Origin of the sequence: Streptomyces sp. NPDC002588 (assembly GCF_040295925.1) — a bacterium.
Lineage (GTDB): Bacteria > Actinomycetota > Actinomycetes > Streptomycetales > Streptomycetaceae > Streptomyces.
Genome location: NZ_JBEOWF010000063.1, coordinates 43812 through 54813 on the forward strand (window position 1 = coordinate 43812; position 11002 = coordinate 54813).

Annotated in this window: 10 protein-coding genes and 2 pseudogenes; 2 read left to right on the top strand and 10 right to left on the bottom strand. The window is 69.2% G+C overall.

All coding sequences use genetic code 11. The annotated features are described in order from the left end of the window. Positions 1-8 precede the first annotated feature (8 nt). Both ABT057_RS44695 and ABT057_RS44700 read right to left on the bottom strand, forming a co-directional pair. Entirely contained in the window at positions 9-881 is an 873-nt protein-coding gene (locus ABT057_RS44695) for a DUF5134 domain-containing protein (protein ID WP_352350322.1), read from the bottom strand. Positions 882-1376: 495 nt separating this feature from the next. Next, positions 1377-2591 carry a L,D-transpeptidase gene (locus ABT057_RS44700; protein ID WP_352350304.1) on the bottom strand — a complete coding sequence of 405 codons (1215 nt, stop codon included), beginning with the start codon at positions 2589-2591 and terminating at the stop codon, positions 1377-1379. Between the two features lie 640 nt (positions 2592-3231). Here ABT057_RS44700 and ABT057_RS44705 point away from each other — a divergent pair. Together ABT057_RS44705 and ABT057_RS44710 are read left to right on the top strand one after the other, a co-directional pair. Further along, positions 3232-3699 (top strand): hypothetical protein, encoded by a 468-nt coding sequence (locus ABT057_RS44705; RefSeq protein WP_352350307.1) that lies wholly within the window; start codon positions 3232-3234, stop codon positions 3697-3699. A 76-nt stretch (positions 3700-3775) separates the two neighbouring features. After that, positions 3776-5407 (top strand): multicopper oxidase family protein, encoded by a 1632-nt coding sequence (locus tag ABT057_RS44710; RefSeq protein ID WP_352350308.1) that lies wholly within the window; start codon positions 3776-3778, stop codon positions 5405-5407. Between the two features lie 254 nt (positions 5408-5661). On the opposite strand, the gene ABT057_RS44715 is transcribed toward ABT057_RS44710, so the two are convergent. From ABT057_RS44715 to ABT057_RS44750, 8 genes and pseudogenes are all read right to left on the bottom strand, one after another. Continuing rightward, entirely contained in the window at positions 5662-6465 is an 804-nt protein-coding gene (locus ABT057_RS44715; protein WP_352350310.1) for a C40 family peptidase, read from the bottom strand. A 457-nt stretch (positions 6466-6922) separates the two neighbouring features. After that, positions 6923-7060: a hypothetical protein gene (locus ABT057_RS44720; RefSeq protein WP_352350324.1), complete on the bottom strand. Its 138-nt coding sequence runs from the start codon at positions 7058-7060 to the stop codon at positions 6923-6925. Positions 7061-7128: 68 nt separating this feature from the next. After that, a pseudogene (locus tag ABT057_RS44725) lies at positions 7129-7391 on the bottom strand (TSUP family transporter); the annotation flags it as partial. Beyond that, positions 7388-8137, bottom strand: coding sequence for a TIGR03943 family putative permease subunit (locus ABT057_RS44730; RefSeq protein WP_352350312.1), 750 nt, complete (start codon positions 8135-8137; stop codon positions 7388-7390). The pseudogene ABT057_RS44725 and the gene ABT057_RS44730, both read right to left, overlap by 4 nt. Continuing rightward, positions 8134-9174, bottom strand: a complete 1041-nt coding sequence (locus ABT057_RS44735) for a permease (RefSeq protein ID WP_352350314.1) — start codon at positions 9172-9174, stop codon at positions 8134-8136. Before ABT057_RS44735 ends, ABT057_RS44730 begins: the two co-directional genes overlap by 4 nt. A gap of 130 nt (positions 9175-9304) precedes the next feature. Then, the gene (locus ABT057_RS44740) at positions 9305-9457 is read right to left on the bottom strand and encodes a hypothetical protein (RefSeq protein ID WP_352350316.1); all 153 of its coding nucleotides are present in this window, start codon (positions 9455-9457) and stop codon (positions 9305-9307) included. Between the two features lie 385 nt (positions 9458-9842). After that, positions 9843-10394 carry a hypothetical protein gene (locus tag ABT057_RS44745; protein WP_352350318.1) on the bottom strand — a complete coding sequence of 184 codons (552 nt, stop codon included), beginning with the start codon at positions 10392-10394 and terminating at the stop codon, positions 9843-9845. Positions 10395-10537: 143 nt separating this feature from the next. Then, positions 10538-10681, bottom strand: a pseudogene (locus tag ABT057_RS44750) (hypothetical protein); the annotation flags it as partial. Between the last annotated feature and the right edge of the window lie 321 nt (positions 10682-11002).

The following is an 11002-nucleotide window of genomic DNA, read 5'->3' on the forward strand; positions in this document are numbered from 1 at the left end:
CCCGACCGTCACGCGGTCATCATCAGCAGCATCGCGGACATGGTCCCGCCCATACCGATATGCGCCGCCAGCGCCGCGTCCGGGGCGGCCCCGAGCTTCCGGCGTCGACCGTGGCCCTGCGGCTGCGCCATCCTGGTCTTGTCCCATACCGAGATCGTCAGCGACGCCAGGAAGACGAGCACCGTGTCCGGCATGGCGAGCAGCCAGCGGCCCAGGCTGAACCTGGTGCCGGCCCTCGCACCGCTGCCGCCCGTGCCGCGGATCCTGGCCCACAGAGATGCGCCGATCGACAGCAGGAAGTACACGGCGAGCGCAGCGATCACGTACCGCCACATCGAACCGGACCCCGTGGAGGAGGATCCCGCGTCGGCCGCGGCGTTCGTCATGCCCGACATGTCCATCCCGGGCATGGAGCCCATCCCCTCCATGGACTCCATGCCGGCCATGTCATGGGTTGCCGTCGTACTCGCCATGTTCTCCATGCCTGGCATGTTGGCCATGGAGGAGCCGCCCAGGGCAAGCACCGGCCCGGACGACGTACTCGTCATGGCGAGCGTCATGATCACCATGCCGGCGCTGCCGACTATCAGGTGCACCCAGTGGCGGCCGTGTTCCCACCCGCACGTGCGCGTGTGCTTGACCGCCATGGCCGCACCCCCGAGCCCGAGGACGCCGAAGGCCACCGCCCACCACATGCCGTAGCCCGCGTACCAGCCGACCGTCGCCGGCAGTGCCATGGCGGCCATACACAGCCCCATCAGCAGGTCACCGCCCGCCGCGAACCGGTTCTCACCGCTGGTGGTCGCGACCCGGACCGCGCTGACGGCGGCCACCAGAGCGGCCACCAGAGCGATGACCCAACTGAGCGCCAGAGTTCCCATCTTCACCTTCCCGATCGTCCGAGCACGGCGGGTCCGCACTGTCGGCACCGCGCGTCGTACGGGGCGCCACGAGGCGCCGCGTGGGCATTGACTGCTATTGCCCTTAGTACGTTTCGGGGAGGGAGGGTGTTCACGTGCCCGGTGGATTCCCGTCCGACGGACCTCCTGAGGGTCCTCAGGAGTACCGGGCCGCCGGCCGCCGGGCCGGCCTCGGCCGAAGTCGCTGACCTGGTCGACCGACGCAGGAGTGGTGGCGTGCCCCTGCTGCGAGCTCAAGAGGCGGTTCCCGCGCGAAGGCCCTGGCTGCGGATCCTGCCCCTCGCCCACCATGCGGTTCCGGCGAGGGTCACCGCGAGAGAGCCGTGGAGCAGCATGTGCGGTGCGCTCCAGAAGGGGTCACGGCCCACATCGGTGTGCAGGGAATCGTCCCAGTGCATGCCGAACAGGGCCAGCAGGCCGCCGGCTGCCGCGGTGGGGTATCTCGAAACCGGTGTCTCAGTCCAGGGAGCTGCCCTGCTTCCAGGTCTCCCAGCCCACGTTCCAGTCGCCGTAGCCGTTGTTCGTCGCCACGGTGTCGACGGAGTTGACGACCGTGACCGGGTCGCCGAGGTGGACCTGGTCGTAGAACCACTTCGCGTCGCTCGTGCTCATTCCGATGCAGCCGTGGCTGCCGTTGACGACGCCGAACTTGCCCTCGTTCCAGGGCGCTGCGTGCGCGTAGGTGCCGGACGGGGTGAGCTGGACGTCCCACTTCACCGCGCCGAGGTCGTAGGCCTCGGGGCCGAAGATGCCGACGGACGAGGAGGTCATGCGGATGCTGGGCACCTTGCTCAGGACGACCATCGTGCCGTTCCAGGTCTCGAACCCCTCCTTCCCGGTGGAGACCTTCAACGTCCGCAGCGTCTTCCCGTTCTTCGCCACCGAAATGGTCTTCTTCTTGGTGTCGACGGTGCTGGTCACGGCGTCGCCGATGGTGAAGTTCACAACGCGCTGCTGGGTGCCGTACACACCGCCGCCCGCGTCGACGCCCGCCAGGTCCATGCGCAGGGTGACGGCTGTGCCGGTCTTCCAGTACTTCTGGGGGCGGTAGTCGATGCGGTCCTTGCCGTCGCGGTCCTTCATCCAGCTCCAGGCACCCTCGACCGCCGGGGAGGCGGTGACCTTGAGCTTGCGTTCGACCGCCGCCTTGTCCTGGACCGGCTTGTTGAACGTGATCGACACAGGCATCGCGACACCGACCTTGGCGCCCTTGTCCGGGTAGTACTCGCCGACGAATGTGTTCTTCGCCGCCTCGGTGGTGAAGGCGCCCGTCTTGTCGAGGGCCGAACCGCCGGACGTCTCACCCTTCGCCCTGACCGTGTAGGTGGCGCCCGGGGCGAGCGGCGTGGTGGACGTCCACACGGACTTGTCCTTCGACCAGGTGCCGGAGAGTCTGCCCGGCCCCGGAGAGCTCACCTCGACGGAGGTCAGGGAGCCGCCCTGGGCGCGCACGGTCACCTTGCGGCCGACCGGCACCTTCTCGCTGTCCGCGCCCGGCGTCACGACTATCGCGGCCGTCCCGCCGTTCTTGCCGTCGTCGGCGGCCGTGTCCGAGCCGCTGTCCGCCTTGCCGCCGGTGCTGCAGGCGGCAAGGGCGACGGCCGCGACCGTCGTGAGAGCGAGCGGCTGTGCGATCCGGCGGCCCAGCCGTGATGTCAGGCGCTGTCGCATGAGAGCGTCTCCATTCCCAAAGAGCTAAGTGACTTCGTAGACGATCGATGCAGCATCCTGGTTCCCGCGCCCGCACGTGCTGGGGGGCGGTTACGGCAGGGATTTTTCCGTGTGTGAGACTCCATCCGTGACTACTAATAGTTTTAGTAGTCTTGCGGATCGGTGCCCACGAAAGCGATACCCCTACGAGCCAAGACGCGCCGCAGGCAGGCGAACCCGAGAGGCTCGGGCCGGTCGGCCGGTTGCGCTGGTGCCGGCGTTCACTGACGTCGACGCGTACGGCGCTCGTCCCGCTGCTCCTGCTCCTGCTCGCGCTCGCAGCCGTTCCCGGTTCCCTGGTACCCCAGTGCGGCAGCCCGTCCAGGCCGCGGACTTCCGCAAGCGCAACCCGGAACTCGTGCGTTCCACACGGCTGCCGTGGTCAGCGTCCTGTACCTGGTGCGCGACCGCCGGGAGCGCGCGGTCACGGAAGGCGGGGACGGGGCCGGATGGCGGAAGTGTGGCGCCGGTTGCCGTACGGGTCCGCACTCCTGCGGAAGCTGCTGACCAAGCAAGAACGGCATCAGTCAGCCACGCCCTCGAATACCCATCGGGGGTATAGTGGGCCGACCTCGGTGAAGACATGCGACAAGGTGAGCGAATGACGATACGGACAGCTCGCGGCGGCGATACGACCGTCCGCTGGGTGTACGGGGCGTTCATCGCCCTGTGCGCCGCGCTGGCCGTGCTCGTCCATCACGAGACGGCCGCGATGGGCGCCTCGCCCGTACCGGGTGCTTCGTCGACGATGGATGCCGCCTCCATGTCGGCCATGGGCGCGTCGCCCATGGCGGGTGCTGCCCATGCCGGCCACGTCATGCCGGACGAGGGGAATCCGACCAGCTGGGGACCCTCCTCCCCGAACACCGATGACACAGGCGGTTGTGCCGCACCCGGCATGCAGCACTGCTCTACGACGACTGTCGACTCCGTGCAGCTCGCCGCCCCCGGCGAGAACGAGGTCACTCCGCTCGCGGATCTTCGTGAGGCCGCCGCCGGGCGTACCCCCGCCACTGCGGTCGGCCGTGCCCCGCCCGATCTGTCCGTCCTCTCGCAACTGCGCATATAGGCGGCGCCGGCCGGCACGTGATGTGCCGTCCCTCCGCGACCGCATCGCCAGTTACGACACAGAGGACAACAACACGATGAACAGCATCAACCGTCGCTCCGTCCTGCTCGCCGGCCTGGGAGTCGCCGGCGCCGGCGCGCTCGCCGCGTGCAGCAGCGGAAGCGGCTCCGGCAGCGGCAATGTCCTGGTCAACCCCTCGGGCTCGGCGGTCGCCGCCGTGGAGAAGAAGCGAAAGGGCACCGGGCGCCAGCAGAAGATCACTCTGACCGCGGCCCCCGCGATGATCGACCTGGGCGGCGGCGTCATGCCGAAGACCTGGGCCTTCGACGGCCGCACCCCGGGCAAGGAGGTCCGGCTCTCCGTCGGCGACACCCTGGTCGCCGAGCTGTCCAACCAGCTCCCGGACAAGACCACCACGTCGATCCACTGGCACGGCATCGCGCTGCGCAACGACATGGACGGCGTGCCGCCCGCCGTCCAGAGCGCCGTCCGGGCCGGCTCCACCTTCACCTACCGGTTCATCGCCGACGCCCCCGGCACGTACTTCTTCCACCCGCACGTCGGCGTCCAGCTCGACCGCGGCCTGTACGCCCCGCTCATCGTCGAGGACCCCAAGGAGACCCTCGCCTACGACGACGAGTGGGTCGTCCTCCTCGACGACTGGGTCGACGGCGTCACCGGCACCCCCGACGAGGTCTTCGCCGAACTCAAGCAGGGCATGGGCGGCATGAGCGGCATGGACATGGGCACCAGCGCGAGCCCCAGCAGCTCGGACGACGGCATGGGGGACATGGGGGACATGGGCGGGATGGACATGGGCGACTCGGCGTCCCCGTCCGCCTCGGCCTCCTCGGCCGGCGGCATGTCGATGAAGTTCATGCTCATGGGCGCCACCAGCAAGCTGCTCGGCGGCGACGCCGGCGACGTGAAGTACCCCCATCACCTGATCAACGGCCGCGTGGCGAGCGACCCGGACGTCTACACCGGCAAGCCCGGTAAGAAGGTGCGCCTGCGGATCATCAACGCGGGCGGGGACACCGCCTACCGGGTGGCCCTCGGCGGCCACAGGCTGACCATCACCCACACCGACGGCTTCCCGGTCGACCATCAGGAGGTCGACGCGCTGCTGGTGGGCATGGGCGAGCGGTACGACGTCCTGGTCACCCTGGGCGACGGAGTGTTCCCGCTGGTCGCCCTGGCCGAGGGCAAGAACGCGAACGGCCTCGCGCTGGTGCGCACGGGTTCGGGGAGCAAGCCGTCCGCGACCGTCCGACCGAAGGAACTCGACGGCATGATCATGACGGCGTCCCAGCTGCGGGCCCCCGAAGACGTGCGCCTGAAGTCCGCCGGGACCGACGTCACCCACCAGATCAAGCTGACCGGTGGCATGGCCAAGTACAACTGGGCCGTCAACGGCACGCCGTTCGACATGAAGGATCCCGAGGCGAACCCCATCGTCATCGAGGAGGGCCAGCGGGTGCGGCTCGACTTCGTCAACGACACCGACATGTGGCACCCGATGCACCTGCACGGCCACACCTACCAGCTCGGCGCCTCCGGCCCCCGCAAGGACACCGCGATCGTCCTGCCCAAGAAGAAGCTGTCCGTCTTCTTCGACGCCGACAACCCGGGCCAGTGGATGCTGCACTGCCACAACGCCTACCACGGCGAGGCCGGGATGATGGCGAACGTGGCCTACAAGGCCTGACGTCCGACACGCTCCTTGCGATGTCCGGGCGGGCCCGTCGGCTGTCGATGAGCTCGCCCGGACCGGTGCGCATCAGCCTGGCTGAGCCACGTCCCGGGATGGTGGGTGCCAACGGTCCGCATGAAGCGTGTGGACGGGCGCGATATCGGCTGATGACGCCGGACGTCATCGACCTGGGCCGGGCATGCGCGAGGGCCACTTCCTTGTCCAGAGCCTGTCCGGGGAAAGCGGCCCTCTGCCGACACCACCGCGCGTCAGAGCACGCGCACCGCGCCGGTCGGCGGGTCCCAGGAGAGGGGCTTCTCGACGATGCCCGTGGAAGGGTTCTCTGCTCCGACGAACTTTCCGTCGCCGACGTAGAGCGCTGTGTGGTACGCGTTGCCGGCAGAGCCCCAGTAGAGGATGTCGCCCGGCTGGAGGTTGCTCAGGGAGACCGGAGTACCCACGGTCGACTGGTCCTGTGAGACACGCGGCAGGCTGATGCCGGCCTGTTTGAAGGCGGCCTGCATGAGGCTGGAGCAGTCCCAGGAGTTGGGGCCCGTGGCGCCGAGGACGTAGGCGTCTCCGATCTGCGCCCTCGCGAAGGCGATGATCGCCGCGGCCGAACCGGTCGCCGTGGATGTGCTCGTGGAGGAGCTGGAGCTCGACGAGGCGGCGAGAGTGGACCGCTCGGCGCTACGGGAGGTGGCCTGTTCGGCGGCGGCCTTGCGGGCCGCATCGGCCTTCTTCTTGGCTTCGGCCTTCTTCGCCTCGGTGAGGTCCGCCTTGGCCTGCTTCGCGGCCTTCGCGGCGGCCGCGTCCCGCTCGGCCTGCAGCTCGTAGTTCGCCGCGGCCTGCTGGGTGGCTTCCGCGGACTGAGCGACCTGGCCGGCCAGGTCGCTCGTCAGGATGGGCAGTTCGAGAGTCTGCGTCACCGGCTCGGCCGCGTTCGCCGAAGCCGACGCGCCGGCCACTGCCAGCGTGCTGAGAACGCCACCGGCAACTCCGGCCCGCATCGCGATGGTCGACGCGCTGCGGCGAGGTTTCTTGTGGCTGCGTATGTGAGCGGTGTGGGACATGAGAACAACCGGTATCAGGGTCTCCTCCATGTCTTCAAGGAACGTGGGGTGCGCCACACTCGCTCGACCGCGACCCGGAAATGCCGCTGCTCACTCCTTATTGACGCCATAACGGACATTGAGAGCTCTGTGCGCAAGCTTTCTACTAAGGCTCTTCGTTGTTACGCCCGAATTGCCCTTCGCCTTATCACTGCTCGGAGTGGGTGGCCAACCCCCGGCTCATGGGAGCCCGGGAAGTGTGATGCGGGTCACGGAGCGATCCTCATCGAGCCGCTTCTTCGCGGTGAACCTCTGCGCGCGCCGCGCGGTGTCCGAGGGGAGCGAGGGGGCGGCGGACTCGAACATGTCTTGTTACTTGTAGTAGGCGGGTCAGGGCCCGCCAGGCAAACAGCTGAGCGGGGTCGCGGCAACCAATACCGCGGAGCCCGTGAGCGCCCAGACATGGACAGCGCCCCGGCTACGGAGGCGACCACCCGCCATCGTGCCGGAGGCGCCGTACGGGGCGGGCGTCCGCTTCGAGCTGGGCGATCCGAGCGTCGAGCAGTTCGGGAGTTCCCATGGCGCTGGCCGGTACGGCGAGTGCCCAGCCGCGCATGCCGGACACCTTGAGCAGGGCCCCGGCGACCGCGGGCGTACCGCAGTGCGCGACCGCCCGACGATCGGCGGTGAGGCGAAGACCCGCACCACGGCACCGACGACCACGCCGGGCAGGGTGCCGGCTCCCAGACGGCGGGTCAGCGGGTCGGTGAGCAAGCCCTGCCGGCGGTGACGCAGCAGGGCGCCGGGTCCAGCCACCACGTTGAAGAGCGGGTTGGTGGGGTGACGGCCGGACTTGGCACGCCGAGCAGGCTCAGCTGTACGGGCAGCAGGAACACCGCTCCCGAGACGCCCACAGGCGCATGCACGCCCCGTTTCCGGGCCCTCAGTGGGCAGACGGGGGCGGGAGGGCGTCCGTGTACCCGTTGGACGGCCGGTCGACCTTCTTGACCGTCTGGGCGTCCAACGCGACCGGGGCGGAACTCGTGCCCAGGGTGCCGCCGGCGTGCCAGGTGCCCGTGACGGTCACCCACGTGTTGGCCGACAGTGCAGGAGCCTTGTAGATCTGCACCTGCACCGACTGGGCGTCCGCCGCACAGCAGTTGAGCATGAGCCGGGTCAGGTACCAGCTGCCGCCGTTCTTGCCGGGCGTGACGAAACCGGTCATCTGGATGCTGCGGCCCTTCACGGCCTGCTTGCGGTCCTGCTGCACGCGGCTGGTGAAGTCGCCGAGAGTCATCGGCACGGGCGAGGTGGCGGGCAGCGGGTCGAAGTCGTCCTGCTCCACGACCGCTTTCGGAGCCTGGCGTGAGGCGGTGTAGGCGCCGAGGGCGGGCGGGGCGTAGAAGAGCAGGCTCAGCGCGGGCAGGAACAGCAGCCAGGCGACCTTGGGCACGCCGGAGTGGCCGTGACTGTGACCTTGGTCCGCGTGGTCCGCACGACGCCGGCCATGGCCCGGCCTCCAGTGGTACCAGGCTTCCGCCAGGCCGAGCAGGAGCAGCAGCACCCCCGATGCGATCAGGAGCGGCAGCATCCTGGGTTTGACGTACCTGAGATAGAGGTCGGTGAAGAGCGAGACGTGCAGCAGGCCGAGGCCGCTGAGGACGAGCAGGGCCGCCTGCAGGGGGCGTTTCACAGCAGTATTCCTCCGATGAGCGCGCTGCACAGGATCGCGACGACCGTCGTGACGCTGGAGAAGCGGACCGCGAAGGCCCGGCCGAAAGTGCCCGCTTGGAGAGCGATCAGCTTCAGGTCGACCATCGGTCCCACCACCATGAACGCCAGCCGCGCGACCGGCGAGAAGCCGGTGAGCGAGGCCGCGAGGAACGCGTCCGCCTCGGAGCACACCGCCAGCAGGATGGCGAGCGCGGCCAGGAACAGCACCCCGATCCAAGGTGAGCCGGAGAACACGTCGAGTACGGACCGCGGGACCGTCACGTTGAAGGTGGCCGCCGCCATGGCGCCGAGGACCAGGAAGCCGCCCGCGTGCAGGAAATCGTGCTGGAAGGCGTGGCGGAACTCCGTCCAGCGGCTGTGACCGGACTGGTGTCCCGTATGCCGTGCGGCGGGCCGCAGCCACTCCTCCCGGCCCAGCCACAGCCACAGCCAGCCCATCACGGCCGCGGTGAGGAGCGACGCGAGCAGGCGGGCCAGCACCATGGCCGGGCTGTTGGGGAAGGCGATGGCCGTGGTGGTCAGCACGACCGGGTTGATGGCGGGCGCCGACAGCAGGAACGCGAAGGCGGCGGCCGGGGTGACGCCTCTGCCGATCAGGCTGTTGGCGACCGGCACGGAAGCGCATTCACAGCCGGGCAGAACGACTCCGGCGATCCCGGCGGCCGGGACGGCGAGCGCGGGCCGCTTCGGCAGCACCCGCTGGAACACCTGCGCCGGCACGAACGCGTTGATCGCCCCGGACACAGCCGTACCGAGCAGCAGAAAGGGCGTCGCCTGCACCGTGATGGCGAGACACACGGTCCGCCAGGCCTGGAATGCCGGTGTGCCCTCCGACCAGCCCACGGCGAAGAGCGCGGCACCGGGAAGGACGGCTGCTGCCAGCAGCAGCAACGGCCAGTATCGGGGCCAGCCTCGACCGGGGGTCGCGTCCTCGGTGGCCGTGACGGCCGACGTGTCCGCGTACGACTCCGCGGCCCGTTCCTGTGTCTTCTGCACGCCCGCTCCGATGCCCGCCCGCTCCGAAAGTCAGATGGTCGGACAGAAGATAGCGGGCGCAGGGGCAGTTCTGCGAATCAACTTAGGAGTACATCCATGGGCGTCCGAGGGCGCAGAGGTGCGGAGCCGATCAGCCGTCCGCGGTCTGCGGCGCGAGCGCCCACTTCTCCTCGATGCGGCCGTAGCGCCAGATCGGCGGCACGGCCGCCCAGGTGACGACGAAGAGGAGGACGACGACGTAGCCGACGGTGTCGAGGCCGAGACCCGCGGCAATCAGGCGCAAGCCTTCGGCATCACCGCCGGATCCGTGTGACCGGCCACGAACCCGTGCCCGAACGCGCTCACCCCCGCCGCGCGCACATCGCCTCCTCGGCCGACTTGCCTGACGCGGTCGGCGTCTTCGCCGCGCTGCTCACCGGGCTCGCCCAGGCGCTGAGGCCGCCTGGGGCGTGTTCCGTCACCATGGGGTGGAGTTCGGTGCTGCCAACAGGGTTGCGACCGTTCCGCTGTGCGTGCACACGCAGATTGGCCGGTCACGTTGCCGAGGCGAAGGGCACTTGAGGATCCAGTCGGTGCCTGACATCGACACGGCGGAGTCTCGGAGCCGAGGGGGCCTCGGCGGTACGTCTACGGCCCTCTGCGCCGGTGGCCCCGCTCCGGAACCCCCGTCAGCTGGTCATCGTCGACTTGCCGCCGCTCGGGGTGACAGCGAACCACATCTTCTCCTTGCCCTGGCCGTTCATCTGTCCCGCCTTCGTGTCGTCCATGTACCGGTACAGCGGCCAACCGTCGAGGGTGAGCTGTTCCATGCCGTCCGAGCGCTTGACGGTACCGACGAGGCTGTTCTTCACGCCCATCGCCTGAACATCGCCCTGTGCCATGACCGGCATCCAGGTCTTCGCGCAGTCACCGGTGCACATCGACATGGAGGGAGTCGCCTGGTCCATGTCGGAGCGGTAGAGCGTCATTCCCTTGTCGTCGGTGACCACGCTGCCCATGCCCTGCATTTCCTTGGCCATCAGCATGGTCGTGGTGGCCATGTCCGCGCTGCCCGAGTCCCCGCTGTCGGCCGGCGTGGACGTCGCTGAGTCCGTGGCGGCGGCAGCGGTTTTGCCGGGGCTCGCATTGGACGCGCTGTCCGTCGAGGAGCCGCAGGCGGCCAGCAGGAGCGTGGAGGCGAGCCCTGCGGCTGTGGCGAGGACGATGCGGTGCCGGGTCACGGAGGTTCCCTTCGCTGAAAGCTTCTTCTACTTACTCCCTTAGTACGTAGGGTCGCTTCAGTCCCGTTCAGCCGCTGGTGGCACATGACCGAGTCTTGACCATCGGCGGCGCCCTGGCTCGTTGGGGCGCACCGCCGAGCCGCTCAGCTCGGGTCGCGGGCGAGCGCCTCGATGGGATGCAGTCCCTCGCCGAACCGCATGATCGCTTCCCGGTTGGCCCGCAGCTCGCCGTACAGCTTGACGGTGCGGGGGAGCGAGACGCCCGCCGAGTGCCGCGCGGCGCCGACGAGGCCCGAGCAGTCGTAGGAGTTGGGGCCGGCCGAGCCCCACTCGTACGGCTTGCCGAGCTGCGCGTAGGTCGATGGCGGTCTTGGCGCGGCCGCCGGCGGGGCCGGTGCAGGTGGCCTGCGCGTCGCCGGTGCCCGCGGCGGCGTCCTCGCGCTGCTGGTCGGCCTCCATCGTGGCCCGTTGCGCGGCGGTCAGGCTGTTGAGGAGCTTGCGTGCCTCGGTGCACTAGTTGTATTGCCCTGTGAGGTTGGGGACGCGGCTGGCGGGTGGTTGGCCTTGCAGCGCGGTGTGTCCGCGGTGGTGATTGTAGGTGTGCAGCC